This window comes from Rhizobium sp. WSM1274, assembly GCF_025200775.1.
GTDB lineage: Bacteria > Pseudomonadota > Alphaproteobacteria > Rhizobiales > Rhizobiaceae > Rhizobium > Rhizobium leguminosarum_I.
This window is the reverse complement of sequence record NZ_CP104138.1, coordinates 3,302,685-3,328,717: the sequence shown is the minus strand read 5'-3', so window position 1 is coordinate 3,328,717 and position 26,033 is coordinate 3,302,685. Positions and strand designations below refer to the sequence as shown.

Here is a 26,033-nt window from a genome sequence, read left to right as displayed (position 1 = left end):
CATATTTTGACCGCCTGTGCGATGTTCGAATGGGATCGGCGCTTACGCGGGGTTCGACCGCGTCTTACCGAAAAACTCGCGCCTGTGACCCTCGCCGACTATCCTCAGCTTACGAAGATTGCGCAACCACCGCCGCGGTTTGGTGAGTACGCCGCGGTTCAGGAAATACTGCCGCAGCAAACTGGGTGCCTGACTGTGCGATCCGCCGTGGGCGACCCGATAGACTGCCCCGCGAAAGGGAAGCTTCGTGAGCGGCGCTCCCCGTTGCGCAAGAATATCCGCTATGCGGACATGGCTGCCCAGCATCGACTTGATCCAGTCCAGCGAAGCATCCTCAAAGCGGGTCGGCAGTTCGTAGAGATCGGCACGAATGATCAACGATGTACCGCAGAGATGGCTGAAGTCGTCATGGCCAAACAGAAAGTTGCCGCCATCGTCCCAGATATAACCATGGTCGATCGTCCATCCGTTGGCGTCCCGGTTGTCGAATACGTGTTGAACGATCCGCGAGCTGACGAAATCGTCGTCATCGACAATCATGAAGAAGCGACTGTCGGTGGCATTCAGCATGCCGCTCAGAACGCGACGGCCTTTGTCGGCCCGGAAGGCATCAAGGAAGTCTTCTTTGCTGCCCTTTCCAAGTTCATGCAGGTCGTTCGGCGGAAAGGTGACACGCACGGCGGAGAATTTTTCCGGCAGGTCAGGCAGATCGGCGCCTTCGTTTGCCACGATGATGCCGCGCCAGTCTCCGTTGGTCTGGTTGGAAATGGAGGCCACGGTCTGGGTCAGGTTTGCCTTCAGCCTGCTCCAATCGCGGGCATTGTCCTGATGGCGGACCGGGATAATGAAGGTGACAAGTGTCATCGAATGCCCCTTAAGCCCGCAAGCTTACAGCTTCTTTTTCATCGACACGCCCCTTGGCTGCCTGACCACGCGCCCACTCTATTCCGTCCTCGAGCGAGGTTGCCTTGTATGAAAGGTCGGTTCCGCCGGAGAAAGCATTCATGAAGCGGCGGATCTTTCCATAGCTGTTGTCCAGCACGGCATGCGGACGGCCGAGCAGCAGCGAGCAGATATGGACGTGCAGGCGATCGGTCACGATTGCGCGGGCACGCGAAATCTGACTGATGCCGCGCTCGAAACGGTTGTGTGCCGCAGCGTCCAGTCTGCGCAAGGCAACTTCGCTCGGCTTCAATGCGAGATAGGCCGAAGCTACCCCCAACTTCTTGGCGATATCGACCTTCCGTTTCGACTCGGTAATCCAGTCTTCCACAGGAATATCGGAAGGAATTTTGCGATCGGTACCGCCAACCCGTTCCGCATCCTCCCGCAACATGGCGAGGACGGGAATCTGTGTCGCCCTTTCCGCAAGCGGGCCGATGGCAAAAGCCATATCGGGGCATAGACGTACGGTGCAGTCGAAGTGTTTTTCGGAAAACTCCTTCGATTCTTCGTCGCGCACGAGCAGCACGAAATTCTTGTGGCGCCCGATTGCCCGTTTGGATTGCTCGATGCGCTCAGGCGAACTGTAGTGGATCGACTGCGGGAACTGGATGATCTGCCGATCCGGGAAACGCTCCATGATCGCTTCGCGGAAATCCTGGTGGGCAACCCAGATATCGCCGAAATTGCCGCCGCCGTGAATGAAGATCGGGCCGGTCGGTACGCGCCGTTTCAGTTCGTCGGCGGAGAAGTCGTACAGTCTGGAAACATAGTCCGGGCGCTTGCCGAAGCGATCTTTGAGATAGGCCATCTCACCCAGCCAGATTGCCGAGTCGCCGCAATTGCGGATGTCAGGAAAGTCGAGAATCGCAAGCGGTTCGTCGCGCGAGACATAGTCCTTGAGGCAATCATGGATCATGCCATTGAGTTTTGCGATCAGCTCCGATCTGGATTGGCTGGTCATTCTGCCTCTCTTCTTGATGTTCGTTTCGCTTCAGGCCGACTTGGGTACGGCAATACGTTTGGCTTTTGACAGGAACTTGACAACGATACGCTGAACTTCAGTTTCCGGGCCGTTTGGCTTCTTCATCGCGAGCCAAAGGACAAAGCTGGAACCGACATAGAGGATACCGCCGGTGACGACCATGATGGCCAAGTGAAGGGCCAGCGCCAACTTGTCGGTGGGAGTGTTCAGGACATGCGACAATCCCCAGACGCCGGCAGCCATCACGGCGACACTGGCAAGCGCGCGAAAGTTTGCCGCGAGCTGCTGGAAGAATGGCAGATTGATCAAGCGCTTGACGAGAAGCATGTTGACTACGGTGGAAATCAGGCCCGTCAACACGCGTGCATAAACGACGCCCGGAAGCCCAGCCATCATGAGACCAGCGATGATGATGGGCACGCGGACCACCAGCATCTGCGTGTCGCGGATGAACAGCATCTTGGTATGGCCTTTTGCCATGCCCAGCGGTTGGACGAGCGAACCGAGGGTCTGCAGAGCGAAGACCGATGCGAGCGCCTGTACGATGAAGATGGCGGGAACCCACTTTTCTCCCAAGGCAAGCCGCATCATCGGATCAGCTACCACTGCCATGCCGATTCCGGCCGGAAGCGCCACCGCCGCCAGAAGCGCCTGTGCACGCTGATAGGCTGCGACAAGCCGGACCGGGTCGTTGCGGACCTTCGAAAAGCCTGGGTAAATCGTCTGGTTCAAAGGCGCCGTCGCCTCGCGCGTTGGCAGAGTCGAAAGAGTGTTGCCGACGGTATAATGGCCAAGCTGCGTGGCGCCCAGCATCTTGCCGATTAAAAGATACTCGACCCGCCAGTTCAGCGTGTTGACGATCTGTCCGGCCGTCAGCCAGAGCGAAAACGAAAACAATTCCCGTGCATGCCGGAAGGTTATGCGCGGCCAGAACGGCAGGACGGTATAGGAAACGATGATATTCGTGACCTGATAGGCGAGGGTGCCGACAACGAGCGCCCAGTAACTCTGGTAGATGGCAGCAATTGCCACCGTCACGACGAAGCCGACCAGCTTTTGCGAGACGTTCAGTACGAACTCCTGCCAGAAGATCAGATCACGCTGGAGCATGACGCGGCGTGGATTGGCGAGACCACTCAGGAGCAGGCTGAAACTCAAGGCAAGCATGACGCTTGTCAGCCGAGGCTCGTTGTAAAACTCGGCGATCGGATAGGCACTGGCGGCAAACAGTAGCGCCAATACCGCGCTTCGCGTCACGCTCAATGTCCACACCGCACTGAAGTGAACTTCGCTCGGAGAATCGTGGCGGATAAGCGCCTGATTGAGCGAGAGTTCGGTGACGGAGCTCAAAATGACCTGGATCGTCGTTGCGATAGCAACGAGACCAAAGTCGGCCGGCACGAGATACCAGGCCAGGACAAAGGTGCTGAGTGCGGAAAGCCCGTTGACGATGGCGCGGGACAGACTCAGCCATATGCTACCTTGGATCAGCCGGTCGGTAACACTGCTCATAGATCAATGGCTCCGCACGACGAGGACATCGACCATTTAAGTGGGCTGCACACCCGTCCAAAGTGCTGCTCCCCTTCGTCAGGGCAGAGCGGGTTGATGGAGTTAGAAAGGATCATGGCTATTGCCTCGTCACGAACTCGGTTTGCGACATCACACGACGCTTGCCGTTTTCTTGGAAAAATCTTGCTTCAGTCGGTTTAGCTCAAGCAGCATTCTGTCGTGCGCCTTTATAATAGACTCATCTGTGCTGAGCTGGCCCGGCTTCTCTGCTACCCGCTGCAACGTCTTGACCGTCGACCCAAAGACATAGTTGCCAGTGAGCTGTCGGATGCGGCGGTGGCGGAACGTTATGTTCTTCAAAAGGTAGGTGTTTTTCCGTACCAGCGACGCGCCTGCTTCGACGATATTTGACGGGCCAATCGCGTCGAAGTCGATCTCGAGATCAAGCGCACTTGCCCAATCGTACCACTTGGCTCGATTCCCCGGCGCGATCGGCCGGATAGCCCGCCAGGGAACGCGCAGCGCGTCTGAGATAATACAGCCATGCATCGCCTCGGAGACAACTTTATGCGATGCGCTGATTTCGGTCAGAACCTTTTCCACAGACCAGCGGGGATCAATATAGTGAATCCCTGCGAGCTCGCAGGCCTTATCCCAACTGCCATACATCGCGCTTTCGTAATGCGGCATGAAAGAGACCGGGTAGCGCTTCTCGATGCTTTTCGCATCCCAGCAGCTGCGCGTGAGGATACCCGAATCGCCGATGGCGTAGCTCGGATCGATGCCGAGGATTTCGGCAGTCTTCTTTCCGCGCACGAAATAGAATGTCCAGTTGCGATCGACTTTCGGCGGGTTGGTGTAGCCGCCATAGCCCGAGCCGAAGACAATCTTCTGCATATTCGGGTCGAAATTGTCATAGAGAATCGAACCGATGCCGAGAAAAAGTTGGCTTTCGTCGTCGTCGAAGAAGCCGGGCAGCAGGCGCTCCCAAAGCCAATGGTTCAGTTCGTCGCCAAAATTCTCGTGTTTCCCCCGGTAGGCAAACATCTTCATCGTGCTTCTCCAGTCGGCAAGTGCGTCACGATCTGCGAGACCGTCTCGTCTTCGCGTGCCATGCGTCCGTAACGCGAAATGATCTTGATGTCGCTGCGGATTATCTTTGCCGGATTGCCCGCCACAAGCGAGCGCGGTGGAATGCTCTTGGTCACCACTGAGCCCGAGCCGATGACGCATTCGTCGCCGATCTCGATGCCGGGCAGGATGATGCTGCGGGCGCCGATGAAGCAGCGTTTGCCAATCCTCGTGTGAAGGTAGAGCCCGCGTGTGAGGTCGTGGGTCAGAATCGCAGCCTCAAAGGCAACGTAAGTTTCCGCGCCGATATGCAATCCCCTCGGGTTGGTCTTGTCGAAACGCACGCTCAAGGAAAAGCTCGCCGTCGGATCGATATCCATTCCCCAGAATTTCGTATAATAGAGCCACTTGGCCTTCACAAATCCGTTCCGCAGTGGCCGAAATACGTTCAGTCCCCACTTCGGCTTTTTTCCCGTCTGCACCATCAAGTCCGACCCCGGCTGGAAAATTCGTCTAGCACGGAACTGTAATAGTCCTCGAGCGTCCCCGTCTGACGACGTAAGTCGAAGCGCTCGGCCACCAGAAGCGGTGCCCGCGCGCTAAAGGCTGTCCACAGGGTCTGGTCGTTGAGCAGTCTTCCGACCGCGTCCGCCATTCCCGCGACATCCCGCTCCTCCACGAGATAACCAGTTTTCCCCTCTTCGATCGCTTCGCCGACGCCTCCCGAGCGAAATGCGACGACCGGAGTACCGACGGCTTCCGCCTCGAGATTTGCGAGGCCGAAAGCTTCGGCGTGACCATTGTCGAGGGTCACGCTTCCATGGAGATAAAGCTCCGCACTGGCGAGCAGATCTCTTATCTCAGTCTGCGACAGATTTTCATGGATCGTGACGCTTGGCAAGGAACGACGCGCCAGTGCTTCGATTTCCTCCTTCAAGGGACCCTGGCCGACCATGACGAATTCGACGGGGGTGCCGGCGGCGGCCACACGCGAAAGCGCATCGATCATGAAACGATGGCCCTTATAGTCGACGAAGCGGGCAATTGAAACCACGAGCCCTTTTTTTCGGGGGCGGGGTTCCATTTTGAAGAGATCGAGATCGATGCCGATATGATGGCGATAGACGCGTTCGGCTGGAAAGCCGAGGGCCAGCAGCCGGTCGCGGATGAAATCGGAAACGGCGATGTTCCAGCTGTTCCAGCTGGCCATCTCGCTCCGGCCCTTGGCGAAGAAACGCACCTGATTGAAGCCGCCCGGCTTTTTCGGGTCGCCGGAATAGGTGGCATCGAAGCCGTGGAACGTCGTGACGAGCGGCTTGCCGGCGGCCCGGGCCAGCGGGCCAATGACATAGCCGTTCTTACCGAAATGGGCGTGAACGAGATCGGCTTTGCCGATCGCAGGAAAGAGGAAGGGAAGGCCGATCTGCGGGATTTTCAGCAGCAGTTCACCGGCCCGCGCAATGGGAGACCGACGGATGTCATGAACCGGAACAGTGGATTTTTTTGTATGCGCCGAAGAAATTCGCGAGCCGGCAAGAATTTCAGCTTCGAAAGTACGAAACGCTACCGCCTGGTTAAGAACAAATGCCTGGCTGGCAGGCAAAAATTTTTCCACATAAATAACGGCTTTTTTCATGAATCTGTTCGCGTCTCCGTTGTCTTATGCATCACATCGCCTCTATTGCCCGCCGGACACCGTCAACCGCACTTCTTGGCGCATTATTTTCGTCGTAAAGATTAACACGCTTCGTGCAAGCGGCGGCGGGATCGGCCGCTTTCTCATCGCGCTCGCCGTATTTTTCCGACATGCCCCATACTGTCACGCCTTTCAAGTCGCCATGTTCGGCCGCCACGGTGATCACGTCACTGAAAATATCGGCGTAGGATGCCGGCGTGAGGGCTTTGTCGCGGTTCAGGAAGTGGCAGGACGCATCCAGTTCGGTGATGAAAACGCCGACACCCATGTCCTTCAGCGCCGCGCAGAAGCGCCCCATTCCTTCCGGATCGATCCGGTCGAGACCGGGGCGGAAATGCGCCTGCAGCCCCACCGCATTGATCGGCGTTTTTTTTGCCACGAGATCCTCGACGATTTTCAAGATGTGCGCGCGCTTCTGTTCGAACACGTCTGATTTTTTCTCCAGATGCGTTTCGTTGAGTACCAGCGTTGCGTCGGGATTGGCCTGGTGCGCCATGTCGAAACTCATACGAATATAATCGTCGCCAAGAAGGCGTCGGAAAACACAATCCCGCAGATCCGGTGCATCATACTCCAACGGTTCGTTGACCACATCCCAAGCATCGATCGAGTTCTTATAGCGAGTGACAACCTGTTTTATATGACGGTTCATCGCCGCCTGAATAGTCTTCGCGTCCGTGATATCAGACACCCAGCCCGGGACGCGATACCAGATCAGCGTATGGCCATAAACCTTCATGTTGTTTTTGCGTGCAAATGCAACCATGCGGTCGGCACTGCCGAAGCTGAAAACACCTGGTCTCTTTTCCGTCGCATTCCACTTCAGCTCGTTTCGCGGCGTTATCGAATTGACGTTGTCGATGTAGATCTCGGAAGCGATTGGATCGTTGATGTTTTGCAGGTCGATTGCCGATCCGAATCGGAACGACTTCTTGTCGGCAAGGGCGCGTAACCCTGCAGCGGCAGGCACCTGTGCCAAGGCCTGGCCTGCACGAACATATAACAGAGCGAGCGGAAGCGAGGCGAGGAAACGTCTTCTATTCATTCTATCTCTCTCTGTTAGCTTTTTCATGTCCGCAGTGGAATTTGAAGGACCGAGCTCGTCGGCACCGATCCGCCAGGGGATTCGCGTTCAATTCAGCAGGCTAATGCAACCTCAAATATACTTTTCCGGCACGGGATATTGTCAGTGTCTGCTAGACTTTTCAGCATGCTCCAAAATATAGACCGTCGGGGGAGGGCGCCGGTGATGGAAGATTGGTCTAGCTATCTGAGGAGCTATTTTTATATGGCATTTCAAAATGCCGTTTTTTTTATGGCGACTGTTCGAAACCATCTATCTCTTCTCGATGACCGGCAGTTCGCTGCCCTTGTTCTCGGCATCATCGGCGTCATTTTCCTCCCGTTCGCAGTTATCGTCAGAATGTCGTGGCGGCTGCGTCGATCGGAGATCGTCATTCGCTCGCTGAACGATGACCTTGCGCAAATCACACAGGACCTCAATGCCGAGCGTGTCTGGCGCCTGGCGGGTGGGGACAGCACCGAACGGCCGAGTGCGGACAGTTTGAAAGAGCTCTACAAGATTTTGGCCAGACATCGTGACGATGTAAGTCACATGGCGTGATGGGCCGGTGCTTGGGGTGAAACCAGAAATCGACAACATGTTCGCCTTTCTCCAGGTCGCGAGGATGCTCTATCTCTTTGTTTTCGCGCAAGCCCTGTGAAATCGTTGCACAGTTTTGCTGATGCGAGGATTGAAAGAGCCAAAGCGTCCTTTGTGCGTCTGAAACGACGCACGGGGTTCTAATGCGGGTGTTGCCGACTTTCTGCCGGGGCCTCGGCATCGGGAGGCCTGGAAACTGCTTCCGGTTGTGGGCTGTCGGTCTCGACCGCGGGGTCCGGCAATGGCAGCCATATTCTGCCGGAAAAATAATTTCTCGTTCTCTTCTGAGCTCCTGAAGTCGCATCCAGCGAGAGTGTGAAATTGTAATTCCCGGGATTGAGCACCTCGCGGGTGAAGCTGATGCTGGCTCCGAATCCGTCTTCCTTGATGTCCCTCAGATTCTTGATCGCGTTCAGGGTCTCGTGAAAATCGAGCCACTGCGGTTGTCGCAGCATGATTTCGAAAATTCTCAGAATGCCGGGATCGAGCTGGCCATTTCGATCAGTCTCGGGATTGATGATTTTCACGCGCATATTGTTGATCGTGCCGGCGGCGTTGCCGCGAACGATGACGAAAATGGACTTTGGGAGCTGATCCTTTTCCCGCTTGCCGCTCTGCTCGAAAAAGCACTCGAACGTATCGGCGTTGAAGCTCGCCGGTGCCCAATCGCTAGTCTCGATGCCGGCATTGTGCAGTGCCGCACACATCGCGGCGCCGGATATCCGCCATGTCCGTAGAAAAGTCGACGCGGCCTCTACCATCGGCGGTTCGATGGCATGCAAGGGAAGCTTAAAGCTGGCAGGGGGCATCGGGCGGGGAAGGGGTTTGGGTGGAGGCGGCCTCACCTCATGGGGAAAAAGATCGAAGCCAAAATAATGGCTGACTGTCTTTAAGTGTTTCATGTCGTTGGAAAGCAGCACCGTCCCCATGACCAGTGAGAGGGAAATCGCCAGCAGCAACCAGAAGACCACGGGAATCCGCGGTTTTCCCACCGGCTGTTTCGCATATGCGGACGACGAATTATCGGGCAAGCTTGTCTTCTCCGGCGCGCGAGAAGGGTTTCGATCGGGCTGGCTAGAGCATTTCCGTTTTTCTCCAAGCCACGGAACCCTCTATCTTTTTGTTTTTGCGCAACTCCGGACACAAACCGCTGCGCACTTTTGCTGGAATTGCTCTAGATCCAGCATATACATTCAGCCGTTAAATATCTTTGGCTTCGTGTCGGCAATTGGGCACCTTTGTGCCTCGTCATCAGGAAGGCGCGCTGCATATTTTGGATACCGGCTTCGACAATGTTCGTTTGAATATGTTGGAAGGATTGCCGTTTTCGCCAAGTCGATGATCGCTGTTGCACAAAAGCCTCTTAGACACGGCGTCGGAGCGGCGCTCGTTTCGAACGGGATTCGTCTGCTGCGACGTGCGCGATAGCAGCACCGCGCCAAATGGCACCCCGTTGCAATAATCCACAAGTTGTTTTTACTGTGTGCACGGCTGAAAAAAACCCTTACGAAATATTTACTTTTAGTTGCATTCTTGCTTAAACTCTCCATTATACAGCTGGGCGTGCTGATAACGCGGGAGACTAATTCACATGAAGGCTAAATCGCCGAATTCGATCGACGTCTATGTTGGCAACCGCGTGAGAGTTCGGCGGAAGACGCTCGGGATGACCCAGAACGGCTTGGCCGAACTTCTCGGCATTACCTTCCAGCAGATCCAGAAATACGAAAAAGGAACGAATAGAATAGGCGCCAGCCGCCTTCAGCGCATATCCGAGATTCTTCGCGTGCCCGTCGGCTTTTTCTTCGAGAACGGCGGCGCCGGACCAATCGAGGGCGAGACGAGCGAATTGAACAAGTTTTTGTCCTCGAAGGAGGGGCTGGCGCTCAACAAGGCATTCATCGCCATCGAGGACCCGAATATCAGGCAAAAGCTGGTTGCGTTGGCCAAAAGCCTGGCAGCCGCGGGGTTGCCTGAAAGCGACAGTGAGTTGCACGATTCGGTTGTGAACAGCTGAGGACGGATCGTGCTCCATCTGCAGACATTCGGCGATCTGCGGTTGATCGAGACGAATGGCGACCCGGTTCGTTATCCGATCAAGGGCCTGTTGATGATGGCCCATCTCTATGCCGGCGCGGACCATGAACTCAGCCGTTATGAATTGGCTCAGCTTCTATGGAACGACGTCGAAGCTGACCTGGCGCGGCTCAATCTGCGCAAACTGCTTTCCCGCATCCGCGATACAGACGGCGGACGCGCGGAAATGCCCTTTGATTTCACCGCCACCACGGTTCGTCTCGACACGCAGGCGGTTTCCAGCGATCTGGATATCTTTCGCACAGGCGGTTCGCCGCTGGAGCGGCTGAACGCGATCGCCGAACTGACCCAGCGCGGCTTCATCGGAAATATCAAACCAGCGACAAAGCTGATAGAAGCGTGGATCAGGGCGCAACGGGACGCTCAGGCGCTGCAGTTGCGGCAGGCACTGCTGGATGCGCTGCCGGACGCGCAAAAGCCCGGCGCGGCGCGCACCATTTCCAGCGCCGCCCTGCAGATCCTCGAACGGGATCCGAATGACGAGCAGGTCAGAGCCTTGCTGCACCGGCTATCCGGCGGTTCGTCCCTCAATAAGAGATTGCCGAACGGCGACGACCATGCCCGGGTACAGGTGAAGCGGTCAGAGGCCGGTGGTCAGACAGCTGCCGACATCGAACGTATATCGCCGATACCGCTGATCTTGCCTCGCCTGGTGCTGCTTCCTCCGACATCGAAACATGTCGATGCCGGACTTGCGCTTGCCAACGCCCTGATCGAAGACGTTACAATCGAACTCTGCGCGCTACGAAACATTTCCATCGTCGCGCCGCATACGGCCGGCCAGATCCGCCGCGATTCCGAGAAGGCTGCCGTGGTCGCGCGTCATTCGATCGCCTATCTTCTAGATACGAGGCTTTCCGAAGAGGGATTATTCGCCCAGCTGGTTTACTTTCCCACGGACGAGATTATCTGGGCCAATCGCTTTGCGATGACGCCCGATATATTGCCACGGCAAAGACGGTTGATCGCGCAGCAACTGACCTTATCGGTGGCAAGCGAGCTGGCTGAAAACGAGGAAGAGCGACTACGCTTCGAAGCCAACCCGAAAGCTTATCATTCCTATCTCGTCGGCTCGAGCCTGATGAGCAGGTTGACGTTGCCGCATATCCGCCGGGCAAGGAAGGCATTCAAGCAATCCCTGTTGCATAAGCTGGATTTTTCTCCGTCATTTACCGGGCTGGCCAGGACCTTCACCAGCGAGTGGCTCGTGACGGCGCAGGGAAACAACGAGCTGCTGCATCTGGCCGAGCAGAATGCGCTTCGGGCCATCGAGCGGGATCCAGAATCGGCGGCGGGTCATCGCGAGCTTGGCGTCACCAAACTCTATCTCGGCGATGTCGATGCCAGTGTCGCCGCACTTCATCTGGCGGAAGAACTCAGCCCGCATTTTGCCGATGTCATCTACAGCCATGCCGACACGCTGGTCCATGCATCCCGCCCGGGCGATGCGCTCGCCAAGATCAAAAAGGCGATTTCGCTCAATCCGATTGCGCCTGACGCCTATCTCTGGTGTGCTGCGGGAGCGAGTTTCTTCCTAGAACAATACGAGGAGGCCATCGCCTATGTCGAGGCGATGAAAGACAAAGCGCCGGCCCATCGCATTGCTGCGGCCAGTTGCGCAATGATCGGCGATCGAAAACGGGCGCTTTTCCATCGGCAACGGGTCGCAAGCATCAACCCGGCCTTCGACGTCGAGAAATGGCTTGCCATCGTTCCCTTCAAAGAGCATTGGCAAAAAGAGCTGTATCGGGAGGGCCTATTGAAGGCCGGTTTTTAACAATAGCTTAGGGGCATTACATGGCGAAAGCTGTCATTGTAGGTATACCCGGAGAGGCGGATCTTTGGCTTGCCGATCTCGGCGCAGGTGCGGTCAAGCCTCTCAATCCGATGGGGGATTTGGCGACCGCGAACGACCTGCGCAAAGCCGGCGGCACATTTGTGAAGGGCGTCGACCTTGCCGTTGCCGTCTCGTCGGCGCAGGTTGCCCTCTCCGGTCACGTCGACGGCTGAGCCGGCATTCTGACGGATCGGTCCATATATTCCGACAGGATCATGTCGCCGCGAGAAACCCTTTCCCGCGTCGAACCTCTTTTGGCCGGGTTCGGCATTACCAGGGTTGCGCGACATACCGGACTGGACGACATCGGAAGCCCCGTCTGGTGCGCATATGCCCCGAATTCCCGCTCCATCGTGATTGCCCAGGGAAAGGGCCTGACCGATATTGACGCCAAAGTATCCACTATCATGGAAGCCCTCGAACGGGCGGTTGCCGGCGAACCCGCCGTCGATCTCGTCCACGGCACCTCTTCCCGTCTGCAGGCGATGGGATGCAAGACCGACACGCTGAACTGCCTGACCGCTCTTCATAAACCCGATCTTGGACCGGACGAGGAGACGGAATGGGTTGCCGGCATCGATATCCTCACCGGCGAGGAGGTCTATGTCCCTTTTGAAGCGGTGGTGCTCGACCGCACGCGTGACGCGCGATACTGGATGTCTTCAGACGGCCTGGCGTCGGGAAACAATGCCGAGGAGGCGATCTTTCATGGCGTTCTGGAGCGTATCGAGCGTGACGCCCATGTGCTGTGGCAGGTGGGCGCGGAAGCGGATCGTTATGCCGGCTGCGTCGATCCCCGCGGCTTCCAGGACGTCGCTTTGGACGGGCTGATCGACAAGATCGAAACATCGGGATTGGCGCTCAGGCTCTTCGATATCACCAGCGACATCGCAATCCCCTGTTTCACCGCCATGCTGGGTCCTGGGGATGCCGTGCTTGGTTCCCGGGACCTTCACGGAAACAGGGACATTCGCCTCGTCGAGGTGACCGGCGGCACCGGCGCTCACCCGTCTCCCGTGCGCGCGGCCATTCGGGCGGTGACGGAAGCCGTGCAATCTCGGTTGACCTATATCAGCGGAGCCCGCGACGATATCTCTCCCGCAACTTTCTCACGATCCTTGCCGCCGCTGATGCGGCAGGCCTTCGCTGCGGTTGCTGCACCGCCGGCTGCCGCCATCGGCCTTGATGCGGTTGCCAGACATGGGCAGCAGGATCTGGCCCGCTTGCTGCAGCATGTGCTTGACCAGCTACGCGGCAGGCGGATCGCTTCGGTGATCGCCGTGCGCCTCAGCGACGACACGCTTCCCTTCAGTGTCGTCAAGATTGTCATTCCCGAGCTCGAAAATCCGGAGGGGGAGCGTGCCCAGCGGTTCGGAACAAGGGCGCTTGCCAGGGCAGTAGGGTTTTGAAGATCATTTTCGCAGGTCCCAGTCTTCCCGATGCGGCGTCGCTTGCCGGCGAGGGGATATGCGTCCTGCCGCCTGCGACGCAGGGCGATGTCTTGGCGGCGGTGGAACAGGGCGCCAATGTCATCGGCCTGATCGACGGCGGCTTCGAATATACCGCACCAGTCTGGCACAAGGAAATTCTCCATGCTCTTTCGCTGGGCGTCGCGGTTCTCGGGGCGGCAAGCATGGGTGCGTTGCGCGCTGCCGAATGCCATCCGTTCGGCATGATCGGGATCGGGCGCATTTTCGAAGACTATCGCATCGGCCGGCTGGTCGACGATGCCGCGGTTGCACTCACTCACGCGCCGAGCGCGCTGGGCAGCAAGCCGCTCACGATACCGCTCGTCAATGTCAGCGCAACGCTCGATGTGATGGAGGATAGCGGACTGCTGGAAAGTCGGTTGCGCCAACAGCTGGAGGATGCCGCAGGCGCTATCTTCTTCAAGAAGCGAACTTGGCGGGCGGTCGTCGAGCAATGTGCAGGGCTGGCCGAGCAGCATCGTCCGCACCTGATGGCGGCACTTTTGTCGAATGCCGTCGACCAGAAACGCATCGATGCCTTGGAATTGTTGAAAGCCGTGCAGGACGTTCGCGATATTCGGTCGAATGCCGATCTGCCCTGGAAACTGCGCCAAACTTCATTCCGCACGCGCCCTGCATTGTGAATCGGAGCCGGCAATAGTCACCGAGGGTTGTGTCACGCTTTTTTCACGGGGTGGATCACGTCTAGGCGCGTATCATTCCTTATTCATTGGAGAAATGGGACATGGGCGTGACATCGGTTGGAAAGGTAGAAGCAGACCAAGGGGCGGAAGACGGTCTGGAAGAGCTCGTCGCATTGGCGCGGATGATCGCCTATGCGCGACAGGTCGCCCAGGATGTCAAACTGCCGTTCGCGACGAATTGCCTCGACCTTGCGCTCGAGGCAGTGAAGCAGGAGGTCGGGGAGGGCTTGACCAGGGAATTGGCTGAATTGAGCTCCCCGGTTCCGCAAGTGAGCGTCAGAAGCCACTAGACCGGCATGCGTCCGATCGGACGCGCTGGAACGCTCTACCACTTCAAATCCATGCATAACCCCCGAAATCAGCATCGATTTCCGGGGTTATGCATATGTTGGTCCGGTGAGCGGTCAATCGAAATCCATTCTGTGAGCTGGCGCGAATTATAGATTTGGAGAAGCCCGGTTCGTTCAGGGCGGACGCATGCGCTGTTGAGTGTGGTTGGACGGTTTATTCAAACGCTGTTCGACATCATCGCTCGGATGGTTTCGGCGCAATCCGTAAACGATTCCGTTGACGTTGCCTCCGGGCAGAAAAGCGGCGGCGATTTTGGGTCACGCACATCGTGCGGACGATCGGCCGATTGACGGCCGATCCATTGACCTCAATGGGTCAAATTGCGCTTCTGGGCCAGCAGTAAAATGTAATCGTCGGCAATGTCTGCGATGGCCATTGCGACTTCCGCTGGATCGCATCCCTCGACCTTCGTATTTGCAATGAACTGATAGACCGCCTTTTCGATCTGCTTCCGGCAGATCATCACGCGCTCATCGTAACCAAATTCCGGAATCTGCGATGCCATATCACTCATCAGGTCGGCTCCCTCGCTACTTACAGTGACCATGACACAAATTATAAGTTGAGCAAGCAAATGCTTTATGAAGGGTTAATTCGCGGGCGAGGTGCGACCATTTCGACACAGGTCGGGGCCTCTGATGTAATGAATCAGGACCGTCCAACTTCGTCCAAGCATATCAGTTGTTTCGTATTAGGCGGCTCGCCTAGAGGATAGGCATTTCTTACGCCGCGGGTTTTGCATCGGTATTTCCGTTGGCAAGTACAGCCCCATATGCCGGCCTTTGAAATGACAGACCGAATGCCGTTGGGCTGAATTGGCCGGTCTTATATAATATCGTTATGTATCAGAATGTTAATGTTTCGTGCGGCGATGTTGAATTGCATCGGCAACTTTCCCACGCGCGACCAGCCCAGGACTATTGGGGCCATCGGCCGTAACAACATCACCAGTGTGCCGGCAGGTTGTCCGATCGTTGGGAACCGGGGGGAGGAAAATAGCTTTCGGGAGATTTCCAGCCCTCGCGCGAAACCTGAACGCCGATGCTTATGAAATGAAGGAACTAATTAAACTGGCAACAATAATTGGGTATAACAATAAAATTTATCAAAAGGTAAAATTTATGACTTTCAGATAATGGTTGTATTTAGATGCCAATGGTGAGGCGGTTAAAGTTATATCAAGAAATAATCAGAGGATGCATTTCCTAATAGCGGCATCGATACTTATTAATTTCTATTGAAAAGCAATATCAACTTTATGAGGGATTGCTCCGTCTCCGAAATTTCACTGCAGATCCCAAAATATCGCGCGCTCAATTGAAATTTTGATCGAAGTATTAAGCAGGAGAGCCGGCACTTCGACCGTCACCTGCCGATGATGCGAGATTTTCTCATCAAGCCGATCTCAACAGCGTAATATCGTCGTCCGAAGTAAGATCTATCTATGCTGATGCAGTGTTAATGGCGATTGCATTTGTGCAACCGGTCGAGAAGGAAAGTTGAGGACCCGCCGGGGTGGTTGGCGGGTCCTCCAGCCGGAATGCTTGCACAGTACGTAGGTATGATTGCAGTTAAAATCGAGATTGTCGAAGATTATTATTGGGGTAGTTCTTCTTTCTGTAGGTTACTCTCTTTTATAGCAATTGCTATTCTTCGTTAAAATAAAAGCTCGTAGTACAAAATAGCGAGATAGTCACCAGGCTGATGGACGGGAGGCGTTGTCAAACCTCTGGATGTTTGACGGTGCTCGATCTCTTCGGCGCGACATAGCGGCCGAGCGAAAAACGCCATCGACAGCCGTTCAGCCGACAGACATCAAGCCTCCTGCGATGAGGTCGCCACAGAGCATTCGCAAGTCCGATCCATCTCAGACAAGCGGCTGAGCAATGCCTTCGTTCTGAAGCGAGACCAACCACCGACCAAGGGGAGAAGCGGTTCTATCTCTTCGAATTTCCTGAGATTCTTTTGCTTTTGTTCCCTCGCTGGCCAGACTTTCGACAACGCCCGGCGTGTGGCTCTGCCAGCTTTTGAAAAGAGCAGCCTGGCGAGGATGCCGGAGGCGAGCATTGGGCTATGATGATAAATGTGTTTGAGCGAGGTCGCAGCGCTGGACCAATCTTTCAAAGCGGCAAATTTTGAGAATGCATAAAGATGCGCCGACGCGCGGGCGCAACTGACGACAAAAGCCGGAAGCTCAGGATTGCGGGCGATGCATTGCTCGGTCACCGCCAGAAGCGATCGCGCCATCCGTGACCTGTCTGAAGACATGGCTGCGGAATGTGAGCGATAGCCCACCAGGCCCAACGGCACCGTCTCGATCTTGAAATGTTCAGCGGTGCGGAGTTCGAAATCGAAATCCTCGCATCCTCCAATCCCCTTTCTGGCATAGCTTGAATCGTAGCCGCCGATCTTGTCGATAACAGCGCGGCGAACCATGAAGCCGCTGCCATTGCCGACGAAGCGGAATACGAGATGACGGTTGAGAATGCTGTCTCGGGCGTTCAGCGACGAACCGGATCTTGTGCAATATCCTTCGGTATCGATGAAGCGGTGAAGCGCATAGACCGCGCCCCAGGCGTCCGGCAAAGGCTGGAGAGCCGAGAGCATTCTTTGGATATAGGTCGAATGCCATAGGTCGTCTGCATCGAGGAAGGCGATATAGTCGGATTTCGATGCCTGGATCCCAGTATTGCGGGCCGCAGCGACGCCACGGTTTTCGGTCGACAGAATTCGGATCCTTGAATCACCCGCGGCGAAACGGCGACAGATCGAGGGCGTCTCGTCCGTCGAGCCGTCGTCGACGATGATGATCTCAAGCGCCTTGTGGGTCTGGTCGACAACGGATTGGAGCGTCTGGGCAAGGTATTCTCCGGCATTATAGGCAGGGATCACGACCGCCACCCGAACACCTGACATCGTTGACACATCCATGTCCGTCACCCGAGCTTAGATGTGGGTGCGGGCGGGCGGAGATCGATCCGGTTCTTCATCAGCCTGGCCACAGCGGGCCGATGGCTGACGACAATCAGTGTTCTGCCGGCGTCTTCTTTCATCGCCGAAAACACCCGCATCTCGGTCTCTTCGTCGAGCGCGCTTGTTGCTTCGTCCAACAGCAGGATCTGAGGCCGGCCGGCGAGCGCGCGCGCCAGGCCTATGCGCTGCCTTTGCCCGCCCGAAAGCCGGATCGCCTCGTCACCCAGCCATTCATCAAAGCCATACGGCAGATCTTTAATGAACTCCGTTGCGCAGGCCACATCGGCCGCCCAGCGGATATCCTGCTCCGAGATATCGCGACGGAACCGGATGTTGTCGAGGACCGTGCCCTCCATCAGTTCAACGTCCTGGCCCGACACGGAGAGCAGCTGCAGCCAGCTGGAACGGTCGATGGTTGTCAGATCCCTGCCGTCGACCGTGATCAGGCCCCGGGTCGGCGGGTTGAGATCGAGAATCATGTTGAGGATTGTGGTTTTGCCGGAGCCACTCGGCCCCGTCAGAGCCGTCGTCTCACCTGCCCTGATCGAGAAGCTGAGATTGTGAACCGCCGGTGCGTTCGATCGCTCATAGGCGAACGAGACGTCGTGGAAGACAATCGCCTCCGCCAGGCGGTTTACCTTTTCCCCTTGCGAAGCCTGCTTGATGTCATCCTTCTCCGAAAGCAGCGCAAGGACGTTTTGCAGGGACGCTTCCATCTCGTAGAGGCTGAGAATCTGGGAATCAAATCCCTTAATATGCGGTTGAAGCCTGTAAAGAAGGATCGTCGCCGAGAGCGCCGCCTTGAAATCGACCGGCAGGAATTCCGAAGACAGAATGATCGTCAGGATGACCCCGAAGGTCAGAATTTCGCTCAGAAGCGAGGTTATCGCTCCCATCCAGTCCGACCGCCGCCAGGTCTGGCCGACGTCGTTGGAAAGCGCCGCGAAGAGTTGTTGGTGACGCTTTTCCATGCCGAAGCTTTTGACGGCTTTCAAAGTCTGTAGCGTTGTCCAGCTCAGTTGCGTCAATGCTTCCACTGCCGCCAATGCAGAGGCGCCGAGACGGCGGTAGGCACCGGCAAAGAAACCCAATACAAAATTATGGATGAAACCGAAGGCGAGGGCGAGCAACGCGATCGGCCAGGCCATTACCAGCATGCCGACGCCGAAAATCACAATCGTGCCGAAATTCACTCCCAGTCGTACCAGGCTGGCATGCGCCGACGACACTGCATGGGATTCGGTCGCGATAACGTTGATCAGGTCGCTACGCTCGTAATCCTGAAAGCGCTGAAACGGCATGGTCAAGACCTTGGCGTAGAGACGGTCTCGCATGCGGTCGCTAATTCGGTGGTTGACAGCGCTTGCAATGAGCGAATTGGCGCATCCGAGAAAAATCCGAAACAGGATCGAGCCGATCAGGATGCCGATCAGGACAGGCTTCGAAAGACTGAGGTCAATGCCGCCGAAAAACGCCGGAAGCCATGCAACGGCGGAGCCGGAAGCGGGACCTTGCTGCCCGAGAAGAAAGACGAGGCTGACCAGAAAGGTGATGCCGACCATTTCCGAGAAGCCGGTGAGAATTCCCAGGATGATCATCACTGTCATCTTGAGTCGCAGTGCCGGTACGAGTTGCAGAAGCTCGCGGAACCGAGCCGCTACAACCAGGTTGTAGGCTCTTGCGGGTTTAGCGGAAGGCGGCTTTCGAAACCTATTCATTGTTGACCATCCGGGAAGAGGTCAGACCGATTGCCTCTTTGGCAGGCACGGCTATGAAACGATCGCTGAATGCTGTTCCGGGTTGCGGAAGCGGCGCGTTCGCGACGCGGGTTTTCGGCCGCGCCGAAGACTTGCCGAGGACGCGCTTTGCCATCCGGAGGCCGCGTTTCGCCTGGCGCCAGCCCTGCTGCACGCCGTGGGCGATAAGGCGCAAGGAATATTTGCTGACCATCATCGGCGCCAGCTTTTTGACCTGGGCAAAATCGCTGCCGAGAAAAGCCTTGGCGAAATACCAGCGCGCCGTGTTGAATTCGGCTGTCTTGATGTCACGCGTAAAATGCGGATAGCGCGTGATGATCGGGGCCATCACCAGGGCGTGGGACTTCAACATCCGATAAGCGTTGCTGGACATATTTCCCTTGGTGAAACGATAACCGGTCAGGAAATCGGGAACCAGGGCAAAGGGCAAGGTTTCGGCCAAAGCCAGATAAAGTTTCAGATCTTCGCATCCCTCGGCGCCGTTGTCGCGCAGGCTGGCGTCATAGCCGCCGCAGCGAAGAATGTCCGCCCGCGGCATCAAGGGCGTGCTGCCATTGCCGATGAAGTTTTCCCTTAACAGAGGTTCGAAGATATTCCCTTGATGCAGGACTGGTCGCGAATGACCGAAAATGATCCCGTTTTCGTCAATCGCCGCATACCAATTGTAGGCGACTCCGCGTCCGTCCGGAAACTTCCCTAGTGCCTCAAGCTGGAGCTCGATTTTCCGGGGGTGCCATAAATCATCGGCATCGACGGGGGCTATGTAAAGGCCGCTGGCCTCCCGGACGCCGTGGTTGCGCGCGCGCGCAACCCCACCATTCTCCTGGCGGAGAACACGGACACGGCGATCGATCAGGCTGTGGTCGCTCGCGAGATCGAAGGTACCGTCCCGCGATCCGTCGTCGACCACAAGGATTTCGAGCTTGTCGTAGGACTGGTTGGAGACGCTTTTCAACGTTTCGGCAAGCGTCTTCTCAGCGTTGTAAGCCGGTATGACGATGGTAATGAGGGGGGCCGCAACGCCAGTTATTGTCATCCGATAAAAGCTCCCGGCAGGCCCATAAGTTCGGGAAAGGCTTCAAGAGGACAATCGCCGCGGACTTCGAGGCGTGGCAGAGCGAAGAGATTATCGGAAAATGTGGCTTTCGCCTGCCGTGTCGTGAAGCCGACCCCATAGCCGGCAAGCGCCAGAATGCCCGGGACCCTGAAGTCCGTCGCGCCATAAGGAAGCGCAATGGATTCCACGGAGGTGCCCAGCCGGCTGTGCAGCGCATTGCGCGAAAGCATGGCTTCGGCCAGCAAGGCTTCGTTGTCCATCGCAGTGGCCGGTGTGTGTGATACGAGGTGGGAGCCGAAGCTGATGCCCTTTTGGTGCAACTGCTGAATATCCGACCACAACATCAGCGGCGCAGGCTCTCCATAGGCAGAATCCCAATCTGATTGACTGCCGACTTTATCGGTGACGACGAATACGTCGGCGCTGAAATCATTCTCGGCAAGGATCGGGAAGGCGTCCGTCAGGAAATCCAGGTAGGCATCGTCGAAGGTCAGCATGACGGGCCGGCCCTGGATCGGCTTGCCGCTGCGCAGCAGATCCGTAAGCGTCTGCGCCGTCAGCGTATAATAACCCTGGCGCCGAAGGAACTGCATCTGCTTGCGGAAGATCTCGGGCGGCGTACGGAAGCGCCGGAGTGCAGCGGGGCCTTCGTCTGCGATCCTGTGATACATGAGGATGGGAACCGAGGTCGTAACCTCCGTTGTCCATGCCGCCTCACGCTCAACGCCAGCCGGCCCCCAGATGATGTGCTTCGCCACATCGGCGTCCAACGGAGTTCCGTGCCGCTCGACCCGCAGCACAGGATCGGCCAGCGAGCCCTTTCTGAACCGGTGGATGGCGTAAAGTTCGGTTTCGATCGTGTCTTCCAAGGCCAGGCCAGGCTGTGCGGCCAAAACCTGTTTGATCGTGCCGACACCGAAGGGATTGCCCCAGTCGAAACCGGTCCGGGTGGGTTCGTCCCGGCGGATATGCGCGTGGGCCGTGATCAGGTAGCCGTTCGGCTTCAATGCTGCGGCCATCTTGCCGCAGACGGCGGCAAGCATCTCCTCATCCTTCATGTAATAAAGGACTTCGGAGCAGACGACGAGATCCTGTTCGGGTGGAAGATCTTGTCTGACGAAGTCAAGCACACGAAGCTCGACATTGCAGTGGTCGTGGCACCGCTCGACGGCCCTGTCGATCGCCCGCTGGGAAATATCCGTGGCCGTCAGCCGACCGACCTTCCGCGCCAGCTTCTCGGTAAAGATCCCCTCGGCGCAGGCGAGCTCGAGGGCCTTCTCGATCCCTTCCGGGATCAGGCTCAACGTCTGCGCATATTTGACCTGCTCGTAAACGGAGACGTAATTCCATGGATCCGGGCGCTCAAAGATATGCTCCCAATACTCTTCTTCCGACTGAATGGGGGGAGCCGCATTTTTTTCCTCCGGAGACGGGTCAGAAGAATCTGAAAGCAGTCGAGTCGGATCGCGTCGGAGATTTCGCAGGATGTCGGACAGCCGGGCGTCGTTGTCTTGTTTGTCGCTTGGCGCGCAGGCAAGAAGGGCGTTGCGTCCGGTACGGACCAAAATCCGTTCGAGACGTCCCCGCCGCCGGCCATTTCGTATGATGAGGCCACCGAAGGCTCTGTACCCGCGCAATGCCTCCTTCGTCCAGGAGCTCATATAGGCGAGCTTGGGCGGTGTTTGCAGATGCTCTTCGGCCTGCATCTCATGCATGATCAGCCTGATCTGCGCCCGGATCGAAAGATCGCCCCAGAATGGCCCGACGAAAGAGCCGACATGCTGTCCGCCGGACAGGGCGTGCATGATGAGCGTGTCGGCTGGCTCGACCTTGCGGATTCGCGAAAGCGTCTCGAGCGCGACACTGACCACCTGGACATTGCCAAGCGTGAATGACCGCAAAGGGTTTGCGGCGGATATGTGCCAGCAAGCGGACTCAATGATCTTGCGCCCAGTGCCTGGGAAGGATTGTTTCTGAATCAGCTGGATGAGCAAAAGGAACGTTGGCTGCCATTTATCGCTGACATCAATGAGATCGTCGGCCCGATCGATAAAGAGCCCTGTCTGCAAACCATGCAGAATTACACCGGCAAGAAGGTTCTCGTAGCCCGCGCCGTCCGGCATGTCAGGCAGGAGCGATGCAAGGGCCGCTATATCCAAAGTCGGATCGAGCTTGGCCGCGACGACCCAGGCTAGCATGCGCAGTTGGCTGATCGCGGGCGTGATCCAACCTGTCTCCGGCTCCTCGGCCGACAAGCCTTGCTGCATCTGCAGCGCTTGCGCCTTCGTTGTCACGCGAATGGCGTCACGCATCATTTTGGTCGGATCGCCGGATAGAGAGCCCGACTTCATGCGATAGAAAGCCAGGCACTTGTCGACTCGACGAAATTCGGCGCCGGAAAAGGCCATGCGAAGCCAAAGATCCCAGTCTTCGCAGGTCTGCAAGGTCTCGTCCATGCCTCCCAAAAGCTCGAAAAGGCTCCGGGGAAAGACAACCGTATGTATGGCGAGCGCACAAAAGGAGGAGAATTCGCGCTTGGCGGCATCACCCGTCAGGGTGGGAGGCTGTTCTACCTGCATAAGCCTGCCGTCCGGGGCGACACGGCGGTAGGCGCAATAGGAGATAACTGCTGGAGATGCATCTTCTGCCACCGGCAGCATGCTTTCAATGAAAGTCGGATCCAGCCAATCGTCGGCATCCAGCATGCAGAGCAGAGGTGCGGCTGCCAGTCTGGCGGCATGGTTTCGCGCCGCGGCGGCGCCGGCATTCGGCTGACGGGCGGGGAGAATGCGGCTGTCCGTTTTTGCGATGCCCTCGAGAAGCTCCCAGGTGCCGTCTGTCGAACCGTCATCGAGCACGACGGCCTGCCAGTTCGATCGCGTCTGCTGCTGCAGGCTGGCAAGACATTCAGCAAGCGTATCGTCTGCATTATAGGCGGGTATGAGGAAAGAAATGTCAGGCTTCACAGCGGTTACCATGCGGGCCTCTTCCATCGCCGCAGAACGTATAGAGCGCCATTTACGCTTCCGAGCATTTCCTGCTTCAGGAAGAAGTCGTGTGATGTCGCACCTTTGCGAAGCCGTCTTTTAACCCTTCCGGCATAATATTTCGGAAACGAGAGCAGGATCCGCCGCAGATTGGCGTTATTTCCTGTGTTCTGATACTGGACGAGCAGGGCTGCGACGTGGCCACTCATATATTGGTAGATCTGTTTGGCGAGCCCCTTCATATCCTTGCGATGAAAGTGCCAGGCTACCGCCGTCGGCTCGTAGCGGCAGACATGGCCATGATGGAGGAGCCGATTCCAGTATTCGGAATCGCCTGAGCATCCGGCAGCTCCCATGTCCAAGCGGACATCGAACAGGCCGATCTCATCGAAGACCTTGCGGCGGATGGCCTGGCTTGCGCCGGCTCCGATCGTCCAAACCGGAGCGCCGTAACGTGTATCCCTGGTATAGAAATCCTGATTGAAATCCTGCCGCAGATAGCCCCGGCCAAAACTCCAATGCTTTTCGAAGATAAACTGTGCAGGCGTTGCGAGTTCTCCGGGAAGGACCAATCCGGTGACGCAGGCGATCTCCGGCAGATCGAACCCCTTCATCAAGTTCTCCAGCCACCGCTCGTGGAGGACGACGTCATCGTCCGTAAACGCGACGAATTCGGTTCTCGCCGCACGAACCGCCGCATTGCGCGCATAATCCAGCCCGACCCGATCTTCACGGACATAGGTGGCGCCCGATTCCTCTACCACCCGACGCGTCGCCTCGCCGGCGGAGGCATTATCCACCACGATGATCTCGATGGGGCTGAGCGACTGTTTGGGGATTGAGGCCAGGCACCGGCGTAGTTCCTCCGGCCGGTCCTTTGTGCAAATCAGAATGCTGACGTCACGGTTGCGCACTGGCGTTTGCGCGACATGACGCGCATGCTCGAGCGTCTCGGGTCGCACGACACGCTCGGCGAGTGCCGCCGCCGTCTCGTGCCTTTCGATATAGGCTTGTCCTACCGGAAGACCATCCGACAGAAAGACCACGAGCCCATTGGAGACAGGGGGCGAAACGGCATCGAAGCGAGGGGTGGCGAGATCAAGATAGTGAATCGGTATTGGAAAACTTATATCCTTGAGATCGGACGGAACTGGTTCTCGCATTATTACTCTCTCAATCGCACCGTGAACATACGCCACCTGCATCCAGGACGCGAGTCTCGAAAGTCATCATGGCTTATTCTGCCGCGTGTGCCTTCATTTGGTTCCTGAACCAGTCGAGCGTCATTGCCACGCCCTGTTCGTAGGTGATCTTGCACGACCACTCGGGCATGACATAGTGCGCGTTGGTCAAGTCCGGCCGTCTGTTCGTGGGGTCCTGCGGCGGTGACGGCTCGAAGACGATCGGCACGCCGCCAACGAGTCTGGAGACATATTGCGCGACCTCGAGAACCGAAATCTCGCGATCATTGCCGACGTTCAGAGGCCCCTTATAGTCGGTTTCATTTATCCAGAAATAGCGCGCGAAACCGTCGACAACGTCATCGACATAGCCCCAGCTGCGAGACTGTAAGCCGTCGCCGAAAACGGTAATCGGGCGACCCGAAAGCGCCTGGGTGATGAAGTTGGAGACCGCGCGGCCATCGTCGGAACGTGTCCGGGGACCATAGATGTTGAAGGGGCGAACGATCTTGACGTCAAGCCCTTGGGTACGCTGCATCTCGAACAGCAGCGACTCCGTGCACCGTTTGCTCTCGTCGTAGGACGAGCGCGGGCCGGTGCAGTCGACCTGGCCTTTGTAGGATTCCGGCTGCGGCGACACCAGAGGATCGCCATAGACTTCGGAAGAAGAGGTGAAACCGAAACGCCCGCCCTTCTTCAGCAAGTCGAGCAACCGGAACGCCCCGAGGAGATTGGCGGAGATCGTCCTCTTCGGCTCCTTCATGTACCACGGCGGCGATGCGGGCGATGCAAGGTGATAGATTTCGTCGAATTTATCCGAGGTCTGCAGCGTCTCGACGTCGGATTTCACGAAGTGGAAACGGGGGTCCCTGATGTGTGCGATATTCTCGAAAAGCCCGGTCCAGAGGTTGTCGACAACGACCAGCTTCTGGATGTCTTTCCTAAGCAAAAGTCGATCGCACAAGTGGGATCCGATGAAGCCAGCCCCGCCAGAAATCAATACGCTTTTCATTGCTTTGCCCCTCGTGACTTGAGATAAGGTGTTTGCTTATTAGCATCGCCTGTATTGCATGACAATTACTTAGAGTCTTTCTAAGAAATACTCGCTTATTAATGTTAATTCTTATACGTGCCTACCTTAAGGCGATGCGTGTCCCTGCCGCGTTCGGTAACGAGCGGCCACGCCGGAACGGATGCTACAGATGATCGTCGCGCGATCATCACGACCTGCCCAATCTCGACCATCCGTTCCATGAGACGGCCGCCAGCATCTGCGGGTCGATCGAAGGAATCGGCATGGTATCGAGAACCTCTCCGACGAGTTCGGATCGAGAGCTGAGGTGCCTCATCGAAAAGCATGTCGCTCGGTGGAAACACTGGATCCTTGAAGTGTGTTATATTTTCGAAAGGTCTGGTGCAAAGATTGTCAATAACAGCCAGTTTCTGGATATCACTTCCTAAGTACAAGTCGGTGGCATAAATGCGATCCAATGAAGCCGACCTAGGAATTAACACGTTTCTCACATCGTCCTGCCTCGTTACTTAAGAATATATTATTGTTATTACAGCGCGCGGACGTTTTGTATGGGCACGAAGTCCGGGGTGGGTCGGACTTTGGTCTGGGTTTCGGGCGCGCGGAAACGTTCGTCATCGTCGTTCGACGCGCGTCCTTTTCAGGCGCGGAGATCGCGCATTAACACATTGAATCAACCTCATTGTTCCGGAGAATCGATTCCGATTTTCGAGCCGAT

At 56.8% G+C, this 26,033-nt stretch carries 22 protein-coding genes and 2 pseudogenes; 8 read left to right on the top strand and 16 right to left on the bottom strand.

The features are described 5' to 3' along the window. Window positions 1-42: 42 nt before the first annotated feature. The 7 genes from N2600_RS16735 to N2600_RS16705 form a co-directional block, all read right to left on the bottom strand. Window positions 43-864 carry a galactosyl transferase gene (locus N2600_RS16735; RefSeq protein WP_170257255.1) on the bottom strand — a complete coding sequence of 274 codons (822 nt, stop codon included), beginning with the start codon at window positions 862-864 and terminating at the stop codon, window positions 43-45. Window positions 865-874: 10 nt separating this feature from the next. After that, a complete protein-coding gene (locus N2600_RS16730; protein ID WP_064247961.1) occupies window positions 875-1,906 on the bottom strand; it encodes a polysaccharide pyruvyl transferase family protein in 1,032 nt (343 codons plus the stop codon). A 30-nt stretch (window positions 1,907-1,936) separates the two neighbouring features. Continuing rightward, window positions 1,937-3,439: a lipopolysaccharide biosynthesis protein gene (locus N2600_RS16725; RefSeq protein WP_170257254.1), complete on the bottom strand. Its 1,503-nt coding sequence runs from the start codon at window positions 3,437-3,439 to the stop codon at window positions 1,937-1,939. A 150-nt stretch (window positions 3,440-3,589) separates the two neighbouring features. Next, window positions 3,590-4,492, bottom strand: a complete 903-nt coding sequence (pssM, locus tag N2600_RS16720) for an exopolysaccharide glucosyl ketal-pyruvate-transferase (protein ID WP_064247959.1) — start codon at window positions 4,490-4,492, stop codon at window positions 3,590-3,592. After that, window positions 4,489-4,995 carry an acyltransferase gene (locus N2600_RS16715; protein WP_170257253.1) on the bottom strand — a complete coding sequence of 169 codons (507 nt, stop codon included), beginning with the start codon at window positions 4,993-4,995 and terminating at the stop codon, window positions 4,489-4,491. Before N2600_RS16715 ends, pssM begins: the two co-directional genes overlap by 4 nt. After that, complete coding sequence (locus N2600_RS16710) at window positions 4,995-6,146, bottom strand: glycosyltransferase (protein WP_222295655.1); 1,152 nt, start codon at window positions 6,144-6,146, stop codon at window positions 4,995-4,997. The genes N2600_RS16715 and N2600_RS16710 overlap by 1 nt, the downstream gene beginning before the upstream one ends. A 31-nt stretch (window positions 6,147-6,177) precedes the next feature. Beyond that, window positions 6,178-7,251: an endo-1,4-beta-xylanase gene (locus tag N2600_RS16705; protein ID WP_222386722.1), complete on the bottom strand. Its 1,074-nt coding sequence runs from the start codon at window positions 7,249-7,251 to the stop codon at window positions 6,178-6,180. Window positions 7,252-7,455: 204 nt separating this feature from the next. Here N2600_RS16705 and N2600_RS16700 point away from each other — a divergent pair, with 204 nt between their 5' ends. Further along, entirely contained in the window at window positions 7,456-7,830 is a 375-nt protein-coding gene (locus tag N2600_RS16700; RefSeq protein WP_260298841.1) for a hypothetical protein, read from the top strand. Between the two features lie 179 nt (window positions 7,831-8,009). On the opposite strand, the gene N2600_RS16695 is transcribed toward N2600_RS16700, so the two are convergent. After that, entirely contained in the window at window positions 8,010-8,900 is an 891-nt protein-coding gene (locus tag N2600_RS16695; RefSeq protein ID WP_260296836.1) for a DUF6030 family protein, read from the bottom strand. A gap of 239 nt (window positions 8,901-9,139) precedes the next feature. Here N2600_RS16695 and N2600_RS34620 point away from each other — a divergent pair. The 7 genes and pseudogenes from N2600_RS34620 to N2600_RS16665 form a co-directional block, all read left to right on the top strand. Further along, a pseudogene (locus N2600_RS34620) lies at window positions 9,140-9,297 on the top strand (class I SAM-dependent methyltransferase); the annotation flags it as partial. 163 nt (window positions 9,298-9,460) lie between these two features. Continuing rightward, the gene (locus tag N2600_RS16690) at window positions 9,461-9,886 is read left to right on the top strand and encodes a helix-turn-helix domain-containing protein (RefSeq protein WP_017965729.1); all 426 of its coding nucleotides are present in this window, start codon (window positions 9,461-9,463) and stop codon (window positions 9,884-9,886) included. A gap of 9 nt (window positions 9,887-9,895) precedes the next feature. Then, complete coding sequence (locus tag N2600_RS16685; RefSeq protein ID WP_260296835.1) at window positions 9,896-11,743, top strand: peptide antibiotic resistance protein; 1,848 nt, start codon at window positions 9,896-9,898, stop codon at window positions 11,741-11,743. Window positions 11,744-11,763: 20 nt separating this feature from the next. Then, entirely contained in the window at window positions 11,764-11,976 is a 213-nt protein-coding gene (locus tag N2600_RS16680) for a hypothetical protein (protein WP_260296834.1), read from the top strand. A gap of 42 nt (window positions 11,977-12,018) precedes the next feature. Further along, complete coding sequence (locus N2600_RS16675) at window positions 12,019-13,212, top strand: YcaO-like family protein (RefSeq protein WP_260296833.1); 1,194 nt, start codon at window positions 12,019-12,021, stop codon at window positions 13,210-13,212. Continuing rightward, entirely contained in the window at window positions 13,209-13,916 is a 708-nt protein-coding gene (locus N2600_RS16670; protein WP_222386718.1) for a TfuA-like protein, read from the top strand. The genes N2600_RS16675 and N2600_RS16670 overlap by 4 nt, the downstream gene beginning before the upstream one ends. A gap of 101 nt (window positions 13,917-14,017) precedes the next feature. Next, a complete protein-coding gene (locus N2600_RS16665; protein WP_064247947.1) occupies window positions 14,018-14,266 on the top strand; it encodes a hypothetical protein in 249 nt (82 codons plus the stop codon). A 368-nt stretch (window positions 14,267-14,634) separates the two neighbouring features. Here N2600_RS16665 and N2600_RS16660 read toward each other — a convergent pair whose 3' ends face one another. The 8 genes and pseudogenes from N2600_RS16660 to N2600_RS34475 form a co-directional block, all read right to left on the bottom strand. Further along, window positions 14,635-14,841 carry a hypothetical protein gene (locus N2600_RS16660; RefSeq protein ID WP_004676311.1) on the bottom strand — a complete coding sequence of 69 codons (207 nt, stop codon included), beginning with the start codon at window positions 14,839-14,841 and terminating at the stop codon, window positions 14,635-14,637. 1,301 nt (window positions 14,842-16,142) lie between these two features. After that, window positions 16,143-17,267 carry a glycosyltransferase family 2 protein gene (locus tag N2600_RS16655; RefSeq protein WP_222386717.1) on the bottom strand — a complete coding sequence of 375 codons (1,125 nt, stop codon included), beginning with the start codon at window positions 17,265-17,267 and terminating at the stop codon, window positions 16,143-16,145. Then, window positions 17,264-19,018 carry an ABC transporter ATP-binding protein gene (locus N2600_RS16650; RefSeq protein WP_222386716.1) on the bottom strand — a complete coding sequence of 585 codons (1,755 nt, stop codon included), beginning with the start codon at window positions 19,016-19,018 and terminating at the stop codon, window positions 17,264-17,266. The genes N2600_RS16655 and N2600_RS16650 overlap by 4 nt, the downstream gene beginning before the upstream one ends. After that, a complete protein-coding gene (locus N2600_RS16645) occupies window positions 19,011-20,087 on the bottom strand; it encodes a glycosyltransferase family 2 protein (RefSeq protein WP_260298840.1) in 1,077 nt (358 codons plus the stop codon). Before N2600_RS16645 ends, N2600_RS16650 begins: the two co-directional genes overlap by 8 nt. A 2-nt stretch (window positions 20,088-20,089) precedes the next feature. Further along, the gene (locus N2600_RS16640; protein ID WP_222386715.1) at window positions 20,090-23,092 is read right to left on the bottom strand and encodes a trifunctional glycosyltransferase/class I SAM-dependent methyltransferase/polysaccharide deacetylase; all 3,003 of its coding nucleotides are present in this window, start codon (window positions 23,090-23,092) and stop codon (window positions 20,090-20,092) included. Further along, on the bottom strand, window positions 23,086-24,306 hold the full coding sequence (locus N2600_RS16635; protein WP_162118027.1) for a glycosyltransferase family 2 protein: 1,221 nt from the start codon (window positions 24,304-24,306) through the stop codon (window positions 23,086-23,088). The genes N2600_RS16640 and N2600_RS16635 overlap by 7 nt, the downstream gene beginning before the upstream one ends. Window positions 24,307-24,337: 31 nt before the next feature. Beyond that, window positions 24,338-25,294 carry an NAD-dependent epimerase/dehydratase family protein gene (locus N2600_RS16630; protein WP_162118028.1) on the bottom strand — a complete coding sequence of 319 codons (957 nt, stop codon included), beginning with the start codon at window positions 25,292-25,294 and terminating at the stop codon, window positions 24,338-24,340. A gap of 359 nt (window positions 25,295-25,653) precedes the next feature. Next, window positions 25,654-25,774 (bottom strand): annotated as a pseudogene (locus N2600_RS34475) (NAD-dependent epimerase/dehydratase family protein); the annotation flags it as partial. Window positions 25,775-26,033 lie beyond the last annotated feature (259 nt).

Coding starts and splice junctions, on each gene's coding strand:
- N2600_RS16640 (WP_222386715.1), bottom strand. CDS start 23,092: ATGGTAACCGCTGTGAAGCCTGACATTTCTTTCCTCATACCCGCCTAT.
- N2600_RS16650 (WP_222386716.1), bottom strand. CDS start 19,018: ATGAATAGGTTTCGAAAGCCGCCTTCCGCTAAACCCGCAAGAGCCTAC.
- N2600_RS16705 (WP_222386722.1), bottom strand. CDS start 7,251: ATGAATAGAAGACGTTTCCTCGCCTCGCTTCCGCTCGCTCTGTTATAT.
- N2600_RS16690 (WP_017965729.1), top strand. CDS start 9,461: ATGAAGGCTAAATCGCCGAATTCGATCGACGTCTATGTTGGCAACCGC.
- N2600_RS16630 (WP_162118028.1), bottom strand. CDS start 25,294: ATGAAAAGCGTATTGATTTCTGGCGGGGCTGGCTTCATCGGATCCCAC.
- pssM (WP_064247959.1), bottom strand. CDS start 4,492: ATGAAGATGTTTGCCTACCGGGGGAAACACGAGAATTTTGGCGACGAA.
- N2600_RS16710 (WP_222295655.1), bottom strand. CDS start 6,146: ATGAAAAAAGCCGTTATTTATGTGGAAAAATTTTTGCCTGCCAGCCAG.
- N2600_RS16675 (WP_260296833.1), top strand. CDS start 12,019: ATGTCGCCGCGAGAAACCCTTTCCCGCGTCGAACCTCTTTTGGCCGGG.
- N2600_RS16730 (WP_064247961.1), bottom strand. CDS start 1,906: ATGACCAGCCAATCCAGATCGGAGCTGATCGCAAAACTCAATGGCATG.
- N2600_RS16680 (WP_260296834.1), top strand. CDS start 11,764: ATGGCGAAAGCTGTCATTGTAGGTATACCCGGAGAGGCGGATCTTTGG.
- N2600_RS16735 (WP_170257255.1), bottom strand. CDS start 864: ATGACACTTGTCACCTTCATTATCCCGGTCCGCCATCAGGACAATGCC.
- N2600_RS16700 (WP_260298841.1), top strand. CDS start 7,456: ATGGAAGATTGGTCTAGCTATCTGAGGAGCTATTTTTATATGGCATTT.
- N2600_RS16660 (WP_004676311.1), bottom strand. CDS start 14,841: ATGAGTGATATGGCATCGCAGATTCCGGAATTTGGTTACGATGAGCGC.
- N2600_RS16725 (WP_170257254.1), bottom strand. CDS start 3,439: ATGAGCAGTGTTACCGACCGGCTGATCCAAGGTAGCATATGGCTGAGT.
- N2600_RS16665 (WP_064247947.1), top strand. CDS start 14,018: ATGGGCGTGACATCGGTTGGAAAGGTAGAAGCAGACCAAGGGGCGGAA.
- N2600_RS16635 (WP_162118027.1), bottom strand. CDS start 24,306: ATGCAGGTGGCGTATGTTCACGGTGCGATTGAGAGAGTAATAATGCGA.
- N2600_RS16715 (WP_170257253.1), bottom strand. CDS start 4,995: ATGGTGCAGACGGGAAAAAAGCCGAAGTGGGGACTGAACGTATTTCGG.